This window comes from Kitasatospora arboriphila (genome assembly GCF_039528095.1).
Lineage (GTDB): Bacteria > Actinomycetota > Actinomycetes > Streptomycetales > Streptomycetaceae > Kitasatospora > Kitasatospora arboriphila.
Window position 1 is genome coordinate 1 of record NZ_BAAALD010000013.1, and the last position, 17,769, is coordinate 17,769.

Genomic DNA, 17,769 nt, shown 5'->3' on the forward strand with positions numbered 1-17,769 from the left:
GCCGCGTCCGGGGTGCCGGCCGCGGGCGCGGCGGCGGCGTCGAGGCCGTGGTAGCCGCCGGCGACCCCCTTGCGGTCGTAGGCGGAGCCGGGGAGCTTGTCGCCGTAGCGGGCGCTGACCAGCTTCTGGTAGGCGGCGAGGGTCACGCTGTGCTTGCCGCCGAGGCCGCTGGTCGCCTCCTGGTTGAGCGCCTCGACCTGACCCTTGTCGGTGAGCCGGTACCAGGCGTGCAGCTGCGGCTCGGTGAAGGTGCGGGCCTGGGTGGTGCCCTGTTCGGCGAGGGAGACCTCGGCGTCGCCGTCCCGGATGCCGGCCAGCTGCCAGCCGCCGCCCTTCTGGTCCTGCGGTGCGAGCAGCACGGCGGCACGGTGGCCGTCGGCGGCGTCGACCCGGGAGGCGAGGTAGGACAGGCGCAGCGCGCCGTCGGCGGTCGGCCTGGCCTTGCCGGAGACGAAGTCGGGGGCGAGCTCGTAGAGCGCCACCGGGTTCTTCAGGTCGAAGGCGGGCGGGCCCGCCGGGGCGGCGGCGCTGCGCGGGGCGCCGACCGTGCCGCCGTCGGCGGCGGGGGCGGCCTGCGCGGCGGACTGCTGCCTGGTGACGGTCAGGAAGCGGGAGACGGTGTCCCGGACCTGGCCGGACTGCAGGACCTGCTGGGCGGAGCCCAGGTCGGGGCCGTCGGCGGCCTGCGCCGGGGAGGCGGAGGCGAGCAGGGCGAGGCCGGCGGTGGCGGCGAGCACGGCCGCGCGGCGGAGCTGCGGGTTGGTGGTCACGGTCGGTCGTCTCCTCAGCCGTGGATGCCGATGCGGGAGTGGGTCCACTGGAACGAGTTGTTGTTGACGTAGGTGTTGTAGTTCCACCAGGTGTAGGTCTGGGTGGAGGGCCACGGGTCGCCGACCGCGATCATGTTGCTGGTGCTGTCGTAGCCGTAGATGACGTTCATGTGGCCGCCGCCGGAGCGCCAGCCGATCCGGACGGCGAAGGGGCGGCCGCCGGCGATCTCGGCCGTGGTCTCGGCGAAGGAGGCGCTGCGGTAGAGGCTGCGGCCGCTGGTGGAGAGTCCGAGGCCGGCGAGGCCGTTGGCCATGTCCTCCAGCGTGGCGGGCTGGTTGTTGCAGTCCACCCAGGTGCCGCGGGCGGCGAGCCGGCAGAACTCCTCCTGGCTGGTGCTGCGCCCCCAGTAGGTCGCGATGGTCACGCCCGAGGCGTCCCAGCACCACTGGGTCTTGACCTGCTTCTGCATGCCGATGGCGAGGGTCTTGGTGCCGGTGGTCGTGGTCGTGGTCGAGCCGCAGACCGGCAGGCCGTTGGTGTTCTCCCGGATGAAGGCGTCGGCGATGTAGTAGGTGCCGGACCAGATCCAGCGGGTGTTGCCCTCGACCTGGTCGCCGCTGGTGCGGCAGGCGGTGGGGACGTGGTCGCCGACCGCGGAGCTGCCGGTGATCCGGGCGGTCAGCGAGGGCTGGGTGCGCTGGTTGACCGTCCGGTAGCCGCCCTGGCCGCCGATCACGGTGCCGGTGGAGGCGGCCTGGGCGAAGACGCCGATGCCGAAGAGCAGGGCTCCGGAGAGCGCGGCGACGATCGCGGCCAACAGGGTCTTCCTACCGCGGGATGCGCGGAGTCTGTGCATGGTGCTCCTTGATCCGAAGGTCCGGGGCCGGGCCGGCGTGGTCACCGGCGGCGCGGACGCGTGGGCCGGATGCGCCCGGGGCCGGGGCACGCCGGGTCGGGCGTGCCGGTCGGGACGTGCCGGGCGGGCCCACGGAGGGTGGGGACGGCGCTCCGTCAGGAACGGGCGGAGCGCCGGAGGATGTGGACGGCGGCCGCGACGGCGCCCCCGGCCAGCACGGCGGTGCCGAGGCCGGCGAGCGCGAGCAGCCAGGCGGGCCGGTCCCGGTCGTCGTCGGGCGCGGCGGTGGCCGGTGCCGGACTGCCGGAGGGAGCGGGCCCGCCGGACGGGGCCGCCGTTCCCGCCGGGACGGGGTCGGCGACGGTGCCCGGCGAGGGGGTCGCGGCGGTGGGGCCCTGGGTGGCGGCGGTCGGTCCGGCCGACGGGGCGGAGCCCGGCGGGTCGGTCACCGGCACGTCCAGGGTTCCCTGGTAGCGGCCGAGTCCGGGGAAGGCGGTCTCGGCGGTGACGGTCCAGTGGCCGGGCGGCAGCACCTCGGCCGTGGTGAGGACGCCGGGCCGGCCGGGTACCGCCACCAGCCGCCAGGGGCCGAGGGCGGTGCCGTCCGGGGCGGTCGCGGAGAAGGTGCCCGCGATCCGCTCCTCGACCGGGTCGCGGTCGTTCTCCCACAGGGCGGTGGCCTGCGGGTGGCCGCCGGTGCTGCCGGTGACGGTGAGGGCGATGGTGTCGCCGTGGGCGTGGGCGGTCGCGGCCGGGCCGAGGACGAGGAGGCCGGCGAGGACGGCCGAGGCCGCCGCGGAACGTCGGTCGGGCATGGGCGTGCGCTCCTGGGCAGTGGGTGGTGCGGTGGGGGCCCGCCCGCGTGGCCGGCGGGCCCCCGGTGGCTCGGCGGGGCGTCAGGACGCCTTCTGGACCGTCCAGGTGTGGTAGCCGGAGCCGTTCGGGTCCTGGAGTTCCATCAGCCAGGCGCCGTAGTAGGGGCGGCCGGAGATGCCGAGGACGAGCGAGCTGCCCCGGGCGGTGACGGTGACGCCGCCGCCGGCGGTCGCGATCCGCCACTGCTGGGCGGCCGAGGAGCCGTTGCAGGGCTGCTGGTACACCCACTGGCCGGCGCCGGCGGCGCCGCCGAGCTGCAGGCACTTGCCGGAGACCGCGGAGCGGATCCGGGAGTAGCCGTCGCCGGCGTCGTCGAAGTACCAGCGCTGACCGGTGTACCCGTTGGGCTGGGAGGCGACCAGCACGGTGCCGTCGGCCGACTTGCCGCCCCAGATCTCGGCGGCGAGCCCGCTGGCGCCGTTCACCAGGGTGTAGGCCGCGCTGGGCGTGGTGGTGCTGCCGGCCTTCGGGGTGTGGAAGGTGACGGTGCGGCCCGGCGAGGAGTCCTTGCCGGAGCGGTCACGGAAGGCCACCGCGACGCTGTAGTCGGTGTCGGGGCGCAGGTTGTAGATGCGCACCGAGTTCTGCTGCACCCAGGTGAGGAAGTTGCCGTTCAGTCGGACCTGGTACCAGTCGGCGCCGTTGACGGCGGGCCAGTTGAGCACCGCGGAGTCGGAGGCGAGGCTGCCGACGGTCGGCACGGGGCCGGTGGTGCCGGTCGGCCCGGTCGGGCTCGGCTTGGGCGACGGGGTCGGCGAGGAGGTCGGCGACGGGTTCGGGTTCGGGTCGGGGTTGGTGCTTCCGCCGCCGGTCATCAGGAACTGGTTGTTCGCGATGTTCCAGTGGGTGGCGAGGTAACTGCCGGCCTTGGGACTGGTGTTGTAGTAGTCGTCGTGGTTGCAGTCGAGGCGCTCGTCGTGGCCGCGCTCGGGGCAGACCGTCCGCATCGCCGGGTAGTACGGCGAGTCGGAGTAGCACATGACGTCCCACTCGTCGGTGCAGTGCGCGCCGCGGCTGGTGTTGGGCGCGCTGTTGTTCACCGCGCCGAGGTTGTGGCCGAGTTCGTGCGCGGCGGTGGAGCCGCTCCAGCAGCCGGAGTCGGTACGGCCGTACGAGGGGCCGAAGTTGGACAGGTTGTCCTGGCCGGGACGCTCGTCGCCGTTGAAGGTGCCGATGCCGCAGTACACGTTGGCGTCCGCGAAGACCATGTACTTGCGGTCCTTGCGGTTGAAGCCCTTCTGGGCGAGGGCGTTGTTCATCGCGCTGAACTCGGCGAGGGCCGAGTCGGGCAACTCGACGTTGAGCACCGAGGGGGTGCAGTCCGCGGCGGTGACGTAGCGGATGTGCCGGACTCCGCCGGTCTCCTGGGCGCTGGCGTAGTAGATGGTGTCCGCGTCGGCGGCCCACTTGCGGAAGGACGCGGCGTACTGCGCGTAGCGGTCCTTGCCGGGTCCGTGGGCGTACACCACCTGGATGCGGTTGCCGCTGCTGCCGTCGCCGTCGCACTGGACGGTCTGGTCGGCCGGGCCGGCGGCCGCGGTGCGGGCGGGCTTGGCGGTCGCGCTCGGCGCCGGGGCGGCCGGGGCGGCCCGGGCGGCCGTGGCGTCGACGGCCGCCTCCGTGCCGGCCGTCGGCGCCTGTGCGGTCTGGCCCGCGGGGGCGGTGCTGCCGGGTGCGGCGGCGGGCTCCTCGGCCTTCACCGCCGGCGGTGTGTCCTTCTTGACGTCCACGCCCTTGGGGGGCGCGTCCGGCCCGTGGGTGCAGTTGCCCTCGGCGGTCCGCAGGACGCCGACGCACTTGTCGCCCTTGGGTGCCGCTTTGAGTCCGGTGTACACCAGACCGCGCGGCGGGTCGTTGCTCGGTATCGAGACCACCGGTTCCGGGGCCTTGTCGTGCGCGGGTTCGGCGGCCGGCGCGGACCCGTCGGCGGACACGCCGGCCGCAGCCGTCGTCCGCTCCTCGGTGAAGACGCCGCCCATCGCGGCGCTGCCCACGAAGACCCCCGTTGCGGCCACGACGGCGGCGACCAGCATGACGCGGCCGCCCTTCCGCCGGTTGACCGCTCTTCTACGACCGGACAAAACCAGACCTCATTCCTTGGAGGGGTTGAGTGCCGGGAATCCTGCCAGAACGTTCGATCGACTTGGGTGCACGTGTTCTACGCGCGAAGAAGTACGGGGTTCAACGACTCCACAATTCATCCCGATGATCCGTCAAGTTCATTGTGAAAAAGTGGAGTTGGTCGACAGGCGGAGCATTGGTCCAGACCGATGCATCATCGGATCCGTATGCGACGTAATGCAAACGTTATGTTTCGTGATCTACCGTTAGACGGCCCGTCAAATAGTGAAATTGCACAGAGTAGGTGCAATATCACTCTGCATCATGGCAAGAAGATTCCATTTGGAGATGTCCCAGCCGCACTTATGGGGCCGAGGTGACGGTCCGTCATCACCTCGGCGCGGGGCGGACACAACGGGCACACCCGGATAGCGTGGGCGGATGCCGTTCACGCTGAGTCATCCCGCCGCCGTGCTGCCGCTGATCACCCGCGGGCGGGGCCGCGGGCCGCTGGTGGCCGCCGCCCTGGTCGCCGGGTCGACGGCGCCGGACGTGCCGTACTTCGCCGACTCGGTCGTGCCCGGGGCGTTCGGGCTCGGGGCGGTGACCCACGCCTGGTGGGGCGTGCCGACCGTGGACGTGGCGGTCGCCGCCGTGCTGGTCGGCCTCTGGCACCTGCTGCTGCGCGAACCGCTGGCGGCCCTGCTGCCCGCACGGTGGGTGCCGCAGGTACCGGCCGTCGCACCGCGCGCGGGCGGCAGCGCGCTGCGACGGGCCGGCTGGTTCGCCGTCTCGGCGGCCCTCGGTGCGGCCAGCCACGTCGGCTGGGACGGCTTCACCCACCCGGGCCGCTTCGGTGTCCGGCTGTTCCCGGTGCTGGACCGCACCGCGGTCGCGGGCCGGCCGCTCCACGCGGTGCTGCAGTACGGGACGTCCGCCGTGGCGCTGGCCGTCCTCGCATGGTGGCTGCTGCGCGAGTCCCGGCGCCGGAGCGCACCCGTCGCGGCGAGCGGTCCGCTCCCTGGGCCGGTGCCCGCGCTGGGCCCCCGGGCCCGGTGGGCGGTGTACGGGTGGATCGTGCTGGCGGCCGCGGCGGGCACGGCACTGCGGATCGCGCGGTGGTCCGGCGGACCGGGCCCGGAGCCCGCGTACGAGCTCGTCCCCACCGTCGCGTTCGGCTCGCTCGCGGGGGCCGGCCTGGCGCTGCTCGGCTACGGCGCCCTCCGGCGGCTGACGGCGGGAAAGGCACTGGCGCGGTGCTTCGGCCGGGCGGCATGATCGCGCCATGACCTGGACCGCACCCGACACCAAGCGCACCGGCGGCTCCCTCGTGGCCGGCGAGCGCGAGATGCTGACCGGCTACCTCGCCTGGCAGCGCGACACCTTCCTGTTCAAGTGCCAGGGCCTGACGGGCGAACAGCTCGCACTGCGCCCGCTGCCGGAGTCGAACCTCTCGCTGCTGGGCCTGATCCGCCACCTGGCGAAGGTCGAGCGGACGTGGTTCCGCGAGCGCTTCGCCGGACTGCCGGTGCCGCGGCTGTACTCCGAGAGCCCGAACAAGGACGCCGACTTCGACGAGCTGGACCCGGCGCGGGCCGAGGAGGACTACGCCCGGCTGCTGGAGGAGCGCCGGCTCGCCGACGAGGTCCTGGCCGGCGCCTCGCTGGACGACACCTTCGTGCTGGACGGCGAGGAGTACTCGCTGCGCCTGGTCCTCTTCCACCTGGTGTCCGAGTACGCCCGCCACAACGGCCACGCCGACCTGCTGCGCGAGCACACCGACGGCGTCACCGGCGGGTGACCGAGCCGGCGGCGGCCGGGACAGCGGCCGGCCGGGGCGGTCAGTCGCGGCGGACCCGGAAGCGCAGGTGGCACACCCGGTCGCCCTGGACGATCTCCGGGTCCTCCAGCACCAGCGGTGAGCCGTGGTAGCCGCCGAAGTAGTGCACGCCGGCGCCGAACACCACCGGGACGAGGTCGACCAGGACCTCGTCCACCAGGCCCGCCGCGAAGGCCTGGCCGCCGACGTCGCCGGGGGTGACGGCGACGTCCCCGTCCCCGGCGTACTGCTTGGCGAGGGCGACCGCCTCGGCCGGGCCGCCGGTGACGAAGGTGAACGGTGCGTCGGGGAAGTCCCACTCGTCCGGCGGGCGGTGGGTGACCACGAAGACGGCCTCGCCGACCGGCGGCCTGCCGTCCCAGCCGTTGGTGATGTCGAACAGACGGCGGCCGATCACCGTGGCGCGGACGGTGGACCAGGCGGAGCGCAGGTACTCCGCGCTGGCGGCCGAGACCCGGAACACCCGGTCCGGGTCGGCGCCGGTGACCTCCACGTCCCCGTTGGAGTACCAGTCGAACAGTGCCCCGACCTGGTCGGAGTGGTCCGCGATGAATCCGTCCAGGGACATCGAGGCCTGTGTGATCACCCGTGCCATGTGCGCCTCCCGCCGCCCACCGTAGGGGCGGGCGGCCGGGGCGGGCGCGGGACACACCGCGGCGGCCGGCCGCTCACCCGGAGCGGTCAGGCCGCCGCAGGACCGGGGGCGTGCGCCGGAGGGGCCGTCAGCCGACCGCGGTGTACCAGTGCTCGCGGACGGCGTCGGTGGGCCGGGGCTCGCCGAGGTCGGGGCCGCCCCAGACGGCGAGCGCCTCCAGGACGGGGCGCAGCTCCTGGCCCCGGGCGGTGAGTTCGTACACCGAGGCGTTGGCGGGGCGTTCCAGCCGGCGGCGTTCGACCAGTCCTTCGCCCTCCAGCTGCTTGAGCCGGGCGGCGAGGATGTCGGTGGAGACGCCGGGCAGGTCGGCGTGCAGGTCGGTGTAGCGGCGGGGCCCGCCGAGGAGTTCACGGACGATCAGGAGGCTCCAGCGCTCCCCCACCGCGTCCAGGGCGCGGGCGACGGCGCAGTACTGGTCGTAGCTTCGGCGTGGCATGGGGATCAGCATAGCCAAAAGGTTGGACTTTCCAAGTGGTTACTTGGTAGAACAAAGCAACCAGAGGTGAGGTCGGGAGGCCGCAGTGGAGTTTCGGCAGTCCAGCAAGCTCAAGGACGTGTGCTACGAGATCCGTGGCCCGGTGGTCGACCAGGCGAACGCCCTGGAGGAGGCCGGGCACAGCGTCCTGCGGCTGAACACCGGCAACCCCGCGCCGTTCGGCTTCGAGGCGCCGCCGGAGATCCTCCAGGACATCATCCGCAACCTGCCGAACGCCCACGGCTACAGCGACTCGCGCGGCATCCTGCCGGCCCGCCGCGCGGTGGTGCAGTACTACCAGCAGCGCGGCGTCACCGGCATGACGGTCGACGACGTCTACCTGGGCAACGGCGCCTCCGAGCTGATCCAGATGGCCGTGCAGGCGCTGGTGGACGACGGCGACGAGGTGCTCGTCCCGATGCCGGACTACCCGCTGTGGACGGCGGTGGTGCGGTTCGCCGGCGGCCGGGCGGTGCACTACCTCTGCGACGAGCAGGCCGACTGGTTCCCCGACCTCGACGACATCGCCTCGAAGATCACCGACCGCACCCGGGCGATCGTCGTCATCAACCCCAACAACCCGACCGGCGCCGTCTACTCCAGGGAACTGCTGGAGGGCATCCTCGACCTCGCCCGCCGGCACGGCCTGATGGTGCTGGCCGACGAGATCTACGACAAGATCCTCTACGACGGCACCGAGCACCACTGCCTGGCCGCGCTCGCCGACGACGTCCTCACCCTCACCTTCAACGGCCTGTCCAAGGCGTACCGGGTGGCCGGCTTCCGCAGCGGCTGGCTGGCGGTGTCCGGCCCCAAGCAGCGGGCCGCGGACTACCTGGAGGGCCTGACCATGCTGGCCGGCATGCGGCTGTGCCCGAACGTGCCGGCGCAGTACGCGGTGCAGGCGGCGCTCGGCGGCCACCAGTCGATCAACGACCTCACCCTGCCGAACGGCCGGCTCACCGAGCAGCGCGACGTCGCCCACCGGGCGCTGAACGAGATCCCGGGCGTCAGCTGCGTCAAGCCGAAGGGCGCGCTGTACGCCTTCGCGCGGCTGGACCCCGAGGTGCACAAGATCGTCGACGACGAGCGGTTCGTGCTGGACCTGCTGCTCCGCGAGAAGATCCACGTCGTCCAGGGCACCGGCTTCAACTGGCCGCGCCCGGACCACTTCCGCTTCGTCACCCTGCCGCGCGCCGACGACCTGGAGACGGCGATCAGCCGGATCGGCCGCTTCCTGGCCACCTACCGGCAGTGACCGCGGCCCGATCGCACGGCAGGGTGCATGACACCCGCCGTGCGACCGGGCTAGCATCGGGCTGCAAGAAGACAGACAGGTCTGTCTACCTGATGTCCGGAAGGGACGTCCATGCCCAAGCCGCCCGAGGCCGGAACCCAGGCCCCCGACTTCGCCCTGCCCGGCCTGCTGCTCGCCGGGGACACCGCGCAGCGCCATGAGTACCGGCTCTCCGACGCCAAGGGCGGCGGCCCGCTGGTGCTGGTCTTCTACCCCGGCGACGACACGCCCGTCTGCACCAAGCAGCTCTGCGAGTACACCTCCGACCTGGAGCGCTTCACCGGGCTCGGCGCCACCGTCTGGGGCATCAGCCCGCAGGGCCTCGACAGCCACGAGCAGTTCGCCCACCGGCACCGGATCGCCTTCCCGCTGCTCGCCGACACCGACCGCACGGTCGCGAAGGCGTACGGCATCGCGGTGCCCGGACTCGGCCTGCGCCGCTCGGTGTTCATCCTGGACGGCGACCTCACCGTTCGCTGGAAGCACGTCGCCCTGGCCGGCCTGACCTTCCGCCACAGCGACGAACTGGCGTCGGAACTCGCGAAGTTGGGCTGAGCGACGACACCGGGCCCGCCTCCCCGACCGGAGGCGGGCCCGCCGCGTCCGGCCTCAGTGCGCCGTGCACTCGCCCGCGCGGCGGGCGATCGTGTAGTGGTCGACCTGCGTGCCGTCCTCGGCGAGGGCGGTGACCTTCATGGTGGCGGTGCGGCCCTTGTGCGCCGGGGCGACGTCCACCCGCACGAAGGAGTAGCCGGTGTAGCGCACCCGCGACCACTCCACCGTCTCCGGCACCTTCACCCCGCCCTTGGCGAAGTGGAAGGTGGCCACCGAGTCCACCCGCTTCTCGTGGCCCTCGTAGCTGTCCGGTGCGTCGAAGGAGTACAGGCTGCGGCCGGCCGCGCCCGCCGTCACGTACACCACGCCGTCCTTGGCCGGCTCGACGGTGCCGCCGCTCGGCACCGCCTTCGCCACCTTGTTGCCGAGGATCGCGTCGGTGCGCTCGTACACGTGGTTGTGGCCGTTCACGACCAGGTCCACCCGGTACTTCTCGAAGAGCGGCACCCAGGCCTCGCGGACCCCGCCCTCGGAGGCGTGCTGGTGGGTGGTGGAGAAGGCGCAGTGGTGGAAGAAGACCACCACGAAGTCGACGCCCTCGTCGGCCCGCAGCGAGCGCAGCGTCCGCTCCAGCCAGGCGGTCTGCCGGCCCGCGGTCAGGCCGAGGTTGGCCGGGATCTCGTAGGAGACGTCGTTGGCGTCCAGCGAGACCACGCCGACGTTGCCGTAGACGAAGGAGTACACGCCGGGCGCGGTGCGCGGGTCCGGGCCGTTGCCGGGCAGGAAGAACCGGGCGTCCTCGCCGCCGTAGCCGTGGTGCGAGTACCAGGCCTCCATGTCGTGGTTGCCGTACGAGACCATCCACGGGACCTTCGCGGCGACCGTCTCGGTCTGCACCAGGAAGGCGTCCCAGGTGGTGGCCGAGTACACCGACTTGTCGGAGTCCTGGCCGGAGCCGGCCGGGTCGGCGTAGCAGATGTCGCCGGCGTGCAGGTGGAAGGCCGGCTTCTGGGCCAGGATCACGTGGTCGTTCCCGGCGGCGTGCGAGGAGACGCCCTGGTCGCCGAAGGCGGTGAAGGTGAACGGCTCGTACGGGCGGCCGCCGCGGCCGTGCCGGGCCGGCGCGGTGCGGAAGGTGGACAGGGTGGAGATCGCCTGGCCGGACGCCGGGTCGAAGCCCTGGTGGCCGACGCCGTAGTAGTAGGTGGTGTCGGGCTGCAGGTGGTCCAGCGCGACGTGCAGGTAGTACTGGTCGACCGGGGTGCCGGTCGGGGTGAGCGCCGGGGTGTGCAGGGCGCGCACCTCCGCCTCCACCTTGTGCGAGAGGTCCCACGGGTGGCGGCCGAAGCGCAGGAACGGCCGCTTCACCGGTGCCGGGACCTGCCAGGAGATCCGGAACTGGGTGTCCGGCCGCGGGCCGAAGGCGAGGTGGCGGCCCGTCGGCGCGACCAGCGCGCCGTCGATGCCGTCGGTGACGGAGCCGCCGGACTGCGCCGGCGCGGCGGTGCCGCCGCCCAGCGCGCCGCCGACGGCCAGCAGACCCACCGTCACCGCCGAGGAGCGCAGCATCCTGCGCCGGGACAGCCTGCTGCGCAGGTACTCGTGCTGCTCGGCCGTGCTCATGCGGTCGGCGAGCCCCGCGGGCACGCCCATGTTCGGGATATCCATGCCCGGGAGGCTCCCAGCGGTGATTGGCCCACGGAGGGACTCCGGGTGAACGGGCGCCGTCGTGCCGGTCTGCCGCCGAGCAAGAATCGGCCATCCGTTCGCAAAGTCCCCGGCCCGGGCGACGGTCCGTCAGAGCTCCACGGTGACGGTGCGCAGCCGGCCCGCCGCCAGCTCCAGCAGCTCGCCGCCCTCCTTGTGCAGCGGGACGATCCGCAGCTCGACCGTGCAGGCCCGCTCGGCCCGCAGCGCCAGGGTGACCTGCTCGGGCGACCACGCCAGCTCCTCGACGACCGCCCCGAAGCGGGTGCGCGCCCCCGTGAGCCGACCGCTCGGCAGGGCGGCGGGCAGCGCGGGCAGCACGGTCAGCTGGGCCGGGCGGCCGGGGCGGGCCGGGCGGGAGCGCAGCAGCATCTCGGTGAGCACCCCGGGCAGGGCGTGCGCCACGTCCGCGTTGAAGACGTCCCGGTCCGGGTAGTGGCTGCTCATCAGCGAGCGGAAGAAGAAGCCGCGGACGAGCAGGTGGGCCAGCTGGCAGGTGAGCAGCCCGGCGTCGTCCAGCCGGGCGGCGGCCAGCGCCCGGTGCAGGTGGCCGTGGCCGGAGTGGTTCTCGTCGCCGCGCAGCAGCAGCGCGGTGCGGGCGGCCGCGGCGAGTTCCGGGGTGGTGTCCGGGGCGATCTCGCCGAGGGGCCAGACCGGGTAGAGGTGGCTGACGTGCCGGTGGTCGTAGCCGTCCCGGTGGCCGGGCCAGGCCCATTCGGCGAGCGCGCCGTCCTCGTTGACGAGGTAGTCGGGCAGCCGGGCGGCCAGGGCCCGCCAGCCGGCGGTGCGGGCGGCGGGGGCGGCGCGGTGCCGGTCGGCGAGGTCGGCGGCGGCGGTGAGCGCGTGCCGGGCGGCGGCGATGTCCATGGTGGCGTTGACCGAGGCGGCGGCGGGCGTCGCCTCGCCGGTGGCCGGGTCGACGGGGTGGTTCTCGGGTGAGTAGGAGGGCACCACGGCGATCCGGCCGTCCGGGCCGGTGCGGGTGAGGAAGTCCTCGTAGAAGGCGGCGGTCTCCAGCAGGGCGGGCAGCAGCTCGCCGGTGAGGAAGGCGGTGTCCCCGGTGGTCTCGGCGTGCTCCAGCAGCGGGTGCAGCAGCCAGTCGGCGCCGGCCGTCCACAGGTGGTGCGCCCAGCTGTGGTTGAAGTGGTACTGCAGGCCGTTGGTGCCGTCGGTGTGCGCGGGAGCGACCGCGCCGCGGGTGCCGTAGAGCCGGCGGGCGTTGGTGCGCCAGTCCGGCAGCTGGTCGCGGACGAGGGCGGCGAGCGCCAGCGAGGCCTCGGGCAGGCCGGTCGCGGCGGCGCCGGCGAGCTGCAGGTTGAGGTTGGCGTTGGTGGTGAACGCGCCGCCCCAGGCGCTCCCCCAGTCGCCCGTCCACAGACCGCACAGCCGCGGCGGGCGCTCCCCGGAGGAGGCCAGCAGGTGGTACCGGCCGGCCGCGAACAGCGACTCCAGCAGCGCGAGTTGCAGCGTCGACGGGTCGGCCTCCTGGCGGGCCAGCAGCTCGGCGACGGGCAGCTCGCGGTCCGCGGCCGGGGCGTGCAGGTCGAGGGCGACCCGGTCGTAGGCCTCGGTGTGCAGGTCGAGGTGGCGCTGCAGCAGCAGCTCATAGTCCTCGGACAGCGCGTACAGGCCGGTGTCCAGCCGGCCGAGGCAGCCGTCGGGTTCGGCGACCGGGCCGCGGGCGGTGCGGGTGAGCAGCAGCAGCTGGCGGGCGCCGCTCACGTGCACCCGGGGGCCGTCGCAGCGGACGGTGCCGCCGGGGGCGAGCAGCCGGGTCGCGCCGCGGTAGCCGAGCTCGCTGTCGGGGTAGCGGACGCGCAGCCGCAGCAGGGCGGTGTCCCGCGGGGCGTCCGTCTCGGGCGCGGGGATCTCGGCGGGGCGGTAGACCGAGCGGACGGCGGCCCGCAGCTCCTCGGGCGCGCCGGGCAGCCGGGTGTCGAGGCAGACCTCCGCGTCGACGGCGCCGCCGCTCGGCGCGGTCAGCAGGTGCACCACCACGTCGTCGGCGCGGGAGACGAAGGTCTCGCAGCGCCACCAGCCGTCCGCCTCGTGCCATTCGGCGGCGGCGACGCCGGTGCGGAGGTCCAGGGTGCGCCGGTAGCCGTCGGCCTCGGCGGCCGGGCGGCGGACGCGGACGGCGAAGCCGGGGTGGAAGGACTGCACGTACCGGGGCTCCCAGTCGCCGCCGAACGCGGCCACCGCCTCCGCCTGCCGGCCCGCCAGCAGCGCGTCCTGCACCTCGGCGAGCACGGGGGCGAGCAGCGGCGGCTCGGCGCCGCTCGCCGGGTCGGGGCGGACCAGGTCGTGGTGGGTGATCACCAGCTGCTCGTCCTCGGTGCGGCCGTGCACGAGGACGCCGTGCCGGCCGTTGCCGCCGAGGTAGGCGTCCTCCCAGCGGGCGGCGGGTGCGGTGTCGTGGATGCCGTGCGTGGGGGCGTCGGGCATGGCGGAGTCCTGTCGGGTCACATGGGTCGCAGCACCGCTGCGCCGTGGGGGGCGAGCTGCAGGGCGGCGGTGTCGCGGGCGGTCAGCAGGTTCCGGTGAGGGCCGGACAGGGGGAGGTGCACCGGGGCGGCGGTGTGGTTGAGCACGAAGAGCAGTCCGCCGCGCCGGACGGCCTCCACTCCGTCGGGGAGGCCGGGCAGTTCGGGGTGCACGCCGGCGGCGTCGGCGGCGCCGGCGAGCAGCCGCCGCAGGACGGCGGGTTCGGGCAGGGTGGCGAGGTAGTGGGCGCGGCCGTGCCGGGTGGCGGCGGGCATGCCGTCGGCGAACGAGGCGATCATCTCGGTGCCTTCGGCGAGGCGCAGCTCCTCGCTCCACAGGTCCGCGGTGCCGCCGCCTGCGAGGTCGGCGGGCGCGTCGAGCGGGCGCCACTCGAGCGGGTGGACGCCGAGCAGGTCGCGCAGCCGTCCGTCCATGCCGCCGGGACGGATCGTGTCCTGGTCGTCGGCGACACCGGTGAAGAAGCCGGCGACCAGGGTACCGCCGCGGCGTGCGTGGGCGACCAGGTTCTCGACGGCCCGGTCGGAGGCGAGGTAGAGGTTGGGGACGACGACCAGCCGGTAGCGGGTGAGGTCGGCCTCCGGGTGGACGTAGTCGGCGGTGAGGTGGGCGTCCCAGAGGGCGCCGTGCCAGGCGAGGGCGAGCGGGGCGAGGTCGACCCGGTCGGAGGGGCGGCCGCGCTGCTCCAGCGCCCACCAGTTCGGCCAGTCGAAGACGACGGCCACCTCCGCGTGCACCTCGGTGCCCACCACCTCGGCGAGCAGCGGGAGTTCGCGGCCGAGTGCGCGGACGGCCCGGTGCTGCGGGGTGTCCGTCCCGGCGTGCGGCAGCAGCGCGGAGTGGAACTTCTCGGCACCCTGCCGGGAGGCCCGCCACTGGAAGAAGCAGAGGCCGTCGGCGCCGCGGGCGACGGCCTGCAGCGCCTCCAGGCGGAGCCGTTCCACCGGCTTGGCCCGGTTCACGCCGCGCCAGTTGACGGCGGACGCGGCCATCTCCATCTGCACCCAGGGGCCGCCGGCCTGGGAGCGGGTCATGTCCTGGCCGAGGGCGGCCCGGACGGCGGCGCGGGGGTCGGCCGGGTCGGGGTAGGCGTCGAGCGAGACGACGTCCTGCTCGGCGGCGAAGGCCCAGCAGTCGACGTGCGGGTAGAGGGTCATGAAGTTGGTGGTGACCGGCAGGTCGGGGCTGTGGCGGCGGAGCACGTCGCGTTCGGCGGTGAAGCACTCCAGCAGGACGTCGGAGCAGAACCTGCGGAAGTCCAGCACCTGCGCCGGGTTGGGCAGGTACGGGGCGGCGAGCGGCGGCCCGACGGTGGACCAGCTGCTGTGCTGCTGGCTCCAGAAGGCGGTGCCCCAGGCCTCGTTGAGGGCGTCCAGGCCGCCGTGCCGCTTGCGCAGCCAGTCCCGGAAGCGCCCGGCCGTCTCCTCGCAGTGGCAGACCGGCCCGTACTCGTTGTTGACGTGCCACATCCGGACGGCCGGGTGGCGGCCGAACGCGGCGGCGAGGTCCTCGACCAGGGCGAGCGCGTGGCGGCGGTAGTCGGCGGAGGACGGGCACCACTGGTTGCGCGAGCCCCAGTGCAGACGGGTGCCCTCGGCGGTGACCGGCAGGGTGCCGGGGTGGAGTTCGCCGAGCCAGGGCGGCGGGGAGGCGGTGGGGGTGGCCAGGCAGACCTCGATCCCGCCCTCGTGCAGCAGGTCGAGGACGCGCCGCAGCCAGCCGAACTCCCTGGCCCCCGGCACCGGTTCCAGCCGCGCCCAGGAGAAGACGCCGACGGTCGCGGTGGTGACGCCGGCCTCGCGCATCAGCCGGACGTCCTCGGCCCAGGTCTCCTCGGGCCACTGCTCGGGGTTGTAGTCGCCGCCGAACAGGATCCGGCCACGGGTGGTGTCGGCAAGGGACGGCATGGGGGGTCCTTTCGGATCTCAGTGGTCCGGTGCTACGGGGTCTCTTCAAAGGCGTTTGGTCAGCCCCAAGGGGCGCGGGGAACTGCGCAGTCCGGGAGTGGTGCTCCTGAGGAATCCGACTGCCGGGGCCCCGCGGTGGCTCGCATCCGAATTGCGCAGTCCTCCCCCGGCCTTCGGCCGGGAGGTGCCCCCACGCGCCCCTGAGGCACCCGTGCGTCTTGAAAACACGCTCCGGGCCTGTCGCTGGTCAGCCCTTGACGGCGCCGATCAGCATGCCCTTCTGGAAGTGCTTCTGGACGAACGGGTAGACGCAGACGACCGGCACCAGGGCGATCACCATGACCGCCATCTGCACCGAGAGTCCGGGCACCGCACCGGTGTTGATCGCCTGTGACATGCCGGTGGGGGCCTGGTGGCGCAGCACGAAGGAGTTGAGCACGTTCTGCAGCGGGTAGCGGCTCTGGTCGTTGAGGTAGAGCGAGGCGTTGAACCAGGAGCTCCAGTAGCCGACCGCGTAGAACAGCGAGATGACGGCGACGACCGCGCGGGACAGCGGCAGCACGACCTGCCACAGGATCCGCCATTCGCCGGCGCCGTCGATCCGGGCGGCGTCGACGAGTTCGGGGGCGGTGCCCATGAAGAAGGAGCGCAGCACGAGCAGGTTGAACACCGAGACGCAGCCGGGCAGGATCAGCGACCAGTAGCTGTCCATCAGGCCGAGGTTCTGGATCAGCAGGTAGCTGGGGATCAGGCCGGCGCCGAAGAACATCGTGATCATCATCATGGCGAGGATCGGCCGGTGCGCGAAGCTGCCGGGCCGGGAGAGGCCGTAGGCGGCGAGCACCGACACCGTCATCGAGACGGCCGTGCCGACCAGGGTGATGCCGGTGCTGACCAGCACGGCCCGGGTGACGGCGCCGCCGGAGAGCACCTCGGCGTAGGCGCGGACGGTCAGGTGCCCGGGGACGACGACCAGGCCGCCGGCGTCGGTGACGGTCGCGGCGTCGGAGAGGCTGGTGACGACGACCACCCAGAGCGGGCCGAGGACGAGCAGGCAGATGCCGCTCAGGGTGAGGCCCTTGAGGCCCTTGCCGACGGGCCCGGCCTCCTCCTCCCAGGCGGGGCGGGCGCCGGGCCGGGAGGGGCGGAGCCCGGCCGCGGCGGTCGGGTGCGCGGTGGTCGCGGGTGCGGTGGTCACTTGGCGTACACCCCCTGCTCGCCCAGCTTGTGGGCGGCCTTGTTGGCCAGCAGCACCATGCCGAGGCTGAACAGGCCCTTGACCAGGCCTGCCGCCGCCGCGTAGCTGAAGTCGCCGCTGCGGATGCCGCGGAACCAGACGTAGGTGTCGAGCACCTCGGAGACTCCGACGCCGACCGCGTCGCGCTGCAGCAGGATCTGCTCGAAGCCGACGGAGAGCGAGTCGCCGACCCGCAGCACCAGCAGCAGCGCGATGACCGGGCGCAGCGCGGGCAGGGTGACGTGCCACATCCGCCGCCAGCGGCCGGCGCCGTCGACGGCGGCGGCCTCGTACAGCTCGTCGGAGACGGCGCTGAGCGCGGCGAGGAAGACGATGACGCCCCAGCCGGCGTCCTTCCAGACGGACTGGGCGGTCAGCAGGTACTTGAAGAGGGTGGGGTCGGTCATCAGGTCGAAGCCCTCGACGCCGTGCCGGCGCAGCAGTTGGGCGATCAGGCCGGCGCCGCCGAGCATCTGCTGGAAGACGGTGATGACGAGCACCCAGGAGAAGAAGTGCGGCAGGTAGAGGACGCTCTGCACGAGGGTGCGCAGCCGGCCGCTCATCACGCTGTTGAGCAGCAGCGCGAGGGCGATCGGGATCGGGAAGAACAGCAGCAGCTGGACGGCGGTGATGGAGAGGGTGTTGCCGACCACCTCCCAGAACCGGGCGTCGCCGAAGACGGCGGCGAAGTTCTCGAAGCCGACGAAGGCGCTGCCGGTGATGCCGCCGCCGTAGACGTCGTAGTCCTGGAAGGCGACGACGTTGCCGAGCAGCGGGACGTAGTTGAAGACCAGGAGCAGGCCGACGGCGGGCAGGGTCATCAGCAGCAGGGTGCGGTCGCGGCGCAGCCGCTGCCTGCGGGTGATGCCGCGCCGGGGTGCGGCGGGCCCCGCGGGTCGGCTGTCGGCGGGTGGGGCCGGCGGCGGTGCCGGCCGGTCGGCTGCTGGGGCCCTGCTGGTCATGGTGGGTGCTCCGCCCTGGCCGCCGGTGCGATGCGCCACCGGGCGGCCGTAGTGCATGTCGTGGGGTG

The 17,769-nt window shown here is 73.5% G+C and carries 14 protein-coding genes and 1 pseudogene; 4 read left to right on the forward strand and 11 right to left on the reverse strand.

The window, feature by feature from the left end:
- The 4 genes from ABD353_RS09730 to ABD353_RS09745 all read right to left on the reverse strand — a co-directional run.
- Positions 1 to 770, reverse strand: a 770-nt coding sequence (locus ABD353_RS09730) for a hypothetical protein (RefSeq protein WP_344623089.1), incomplete at its 3' end; no start/stop codon positions are given.
- 14 nt (positions 771 to 784) lie between these two features.
- Entirely contained in the window at positions 785 to 1,588 is an 804-nt protein-coding gene (locus ABD353_RS09735) for a papain-like cysteine protease family protein (RefSeq protein WP_344623090.1), read from the reverse strand.
- A gap of 194 nt (positions 1,589 to 1,782) precedes the next feature.
- Positions 1,783 to 2,442: a hypothetical protein gene (locus ABD353_RS09740; protein ID WP_344623091.1), complete on the reverse strand. Its 660-nt coding sequence runs from the start codon at positions 2,440 to 2,442 to the stop codon at positions 1,783 to 1,785.
- Between the two features lie 81 nt (positions 2,443 to 2,523).
- A complete protein-coding gene (locus ABD353_RS09745; protein WP_344623092.1) occupies positions 2,524 to 4,536 on the reverse strand; it encodes an RICIN domain-containing protein in 2,013 nt (670 codons plus the stop codon).
- Positions 4,537 to 5,005: 469 nt separating this feature from the next.
- Between ABD353_RS09745 and ABD353_RS09750 the strand changes: the two genes are divergently transcribed.
- On the forward strand, positions 5,006 to 5,842 hold the full coding sequence (locus ABD353_RS09750; RefSeq protein ID WP_344623093.1) for a DUF4184 family protein: 837 nt from the start codon (positions 5,006 to 5,008) through the stop codon (positions 5,840 to 5,842).
- 7 nt (positions 5,843 to 5,849) lie between these two features.
- Positions 5,850 to 6,365 (forward strand): DinB family protein, encoded by a 516-nt coding sequence (locus tag ABD353_RS09755; protein WP_344623094.1) that lies wholly within the window; start codon positions 5,850 to 5,852, stop codon positions 6,363 to 6,365.
- Between the two features lie 40 nt (positions 6,366 to 6,405).
- Here ABD353_RS09755 and ABD353_RS09760 read toward each other — a convergent pair whose 3' ends face one another.
- Both ABD353_RS09760 and ABD353_RS09765 read right to left on the reverse strand, forming a co-directional pair.
- Positions 6,406 to 6,999 (reverse strand): dihydrofolate reductase family protein, encoded by a 594-nt coding sequence (locus ABD353_RS09760; protein ID WP_344623095.1) that lies wholly within the window; start codon positions 6,997 to 6,999, stop codon positions 6,406 to 6,408.
- A gap of 142 nt (positions 7,000 to 7,141) precedes the next feature.
- Positions 7,142 to 7,495 (reverse strand): annotated as a pseudogene (locus ABD353_RS09765) (winged helix-turn-helix transcriptional regulator); the annotation flags it as partial.
- Between the two features lie 85 nt (positions 7,496 to 7,580).
- Between ABD353_RS09765 and ABD353_RS09770 the strand changes: the two are divergent.
- Entirely contained in the window at positions 7,581 to 8,792 is a 1,212-nt protein-coding gene (locus ABD353_RS09770) for a pyridoxal phosphate-dependent aminotransferase (RefSeq protein ID WP_344623096.1), read from the forward strand.
- Between the two features lie 111 nt (positions 8,793 to 8,903).
- Positions 8,904 to 9,386, forward strand: a complete 483-nt coding sequence (locus ABD353_RS09775; protein ID WP_344623097.1) for a peroxiredoxin — start codon at positions 8,904 to 8,906, stop codon at positions 9,384 to 9,386.
- A gap of 54 nt (positions 9,387 to 9,440) precedes the next feature.
- Here ABD353_RS09775 and ABD353_RS09780 read toward each other — a convergent pair whose 3' ends face one another.
- The 5 genes from ABD353_RS09780 to ABD353_RS09800 form a co-directional block, all read right to left on the reverse strand.
- Positions 9,441 to 11,054, reverse strand: coding sequence for a purple acid phosphatase family protein (locus ABD353_RS09780; RefSeq protein WP_344623098.1), 1,614 nt, complete (start codon positions 11,052 to 11,054; stop codon positions 9,441 to 9,443).
- Positions 11,055 to 11,183: 129 nt separating this feature from the next.
- Entirely contained in the window at positions 11,184 to 13,538 is a 2,355-nt protein-coding gene (locus ABD353_RS09785) for a glycosyl hydrolase family 95 catalytic domain-containing protein (RefSeq protein ID WP_344623099.1), read from the reverse strand.
- 17 nt (positions 13,539 to 13,555) lie between these two features.
- The gene (locus ABD353_RS09790) at positions 13,556 to 15,502 is read right to left on the reverse strand and encodes a beta-galactosidase (protein WP_344623100.1); all 1,947 of its coding nucleotides are present in this window, start codon (positions 15,500 to 15,502) and stop codon (positions 13,556 to 13,558) included.
- 247 nt (positions 15,503 to 15,749) lie between these two features.
- Complete coding sequence (locus ABD353_RS09795; RefSeq protein WP_344623101.1) at positions 15,750 to 16,700, reverse strand: carbohydrate ABC transporter permease; 951 nt, start codon at positions 16,698 to 16,700, stop codon at positions 15,750 to 15,752.
- Positions 16,697 to 17,701, reverse strand: coding sequence for an ABC transporter permease (locus tag ABD353_RS09800; RefSeq protein ID WP_344623102.1), 1,005 nt, complete (start codon positions 17,699 to 17,701; stop codon positions 16,697 to 16,699). Before ABD353_RS09800 ends, ABD353_RS09795 begins: the two co-directional genes overlap by 4 nt.
- Between the last annotated feature and the right edge of the window lie 68 nt (positions 17,702 to 17,769).

Bases quoted from the DNA above. Each gene is read 5' to 3' on its own strand.
- ABD353_RS09745 (WP_344623092.1), bottom strand. From the start codon at position 4,536: ATGCTGGTCGCCGCCGTCGTGGCCGCAACGGGGGTCTTCGTGGGCAGC.
- ABD353_RS09785 (WP_344623099.1), bottom strand. From the start codon at position 13,538: ATGCCCGACGCCCCCACGCACGGCATCCACGACACCGCACCCGCCGCC.
- ABD353_RS09755 (WP_344623094.1), top strand. From the start codon at position 5,850: ATGACCTGGACCGCACCCGACACCAAGCGCACCGGCGGCTCCCTCGTG.
- ABD353_RS09750 (WP_344623093.1), top strand. From the start codon at position 5,006: ATGCCGTTCACGCTGAGTCATCCCGCCGCCGTGCTGCCGCTGATCACC.
- ABD353_RS09790 (WP_344623100.1), bottom strand. From the start codon at position 15,502: ATGCCGTCCCTTGCCGACACCACCCGTGGCCGGATCCTGTTCGGCGGC.
- ABD353_RS09780 (WP_344623098.1), bottom strand. From the start codon at position 11,054: ATGGATATCCCGAACATGGGCGTGCCCGCGGGGCTCGCCGACCGCATG.
- ABD353_RS09775 (WP_344623097.1), top strand. From the start codon at position 8,904: ATGCCCAAGCCGCCCGAGGCCGGAACCCAGGCCCCCGACTTCGCCCTG.
- ABD353_RS09760 (WP_344623095.1), bottom strand. From the start codon at position 6,999: ATGGCACGGGTGATCACACAGGCCTCGATGTCCCTGGACGGATTCATC.
- ABD353_RS09740 (WP_344623091.1), bottom strand. From the start codon at position 2,442: ATGCCCGACCGACGTTCCGCGGCGGCCTCGGCCGTCCTCGCCGGCCTC.
- ABD353_RS09800 (WP_344623102.1), bottom strand. From the start codon at position 17,701: ATGACCAGCAGGGCCCCAGCAGCCGACCGGCCGGCACCGCCGCCGGCC.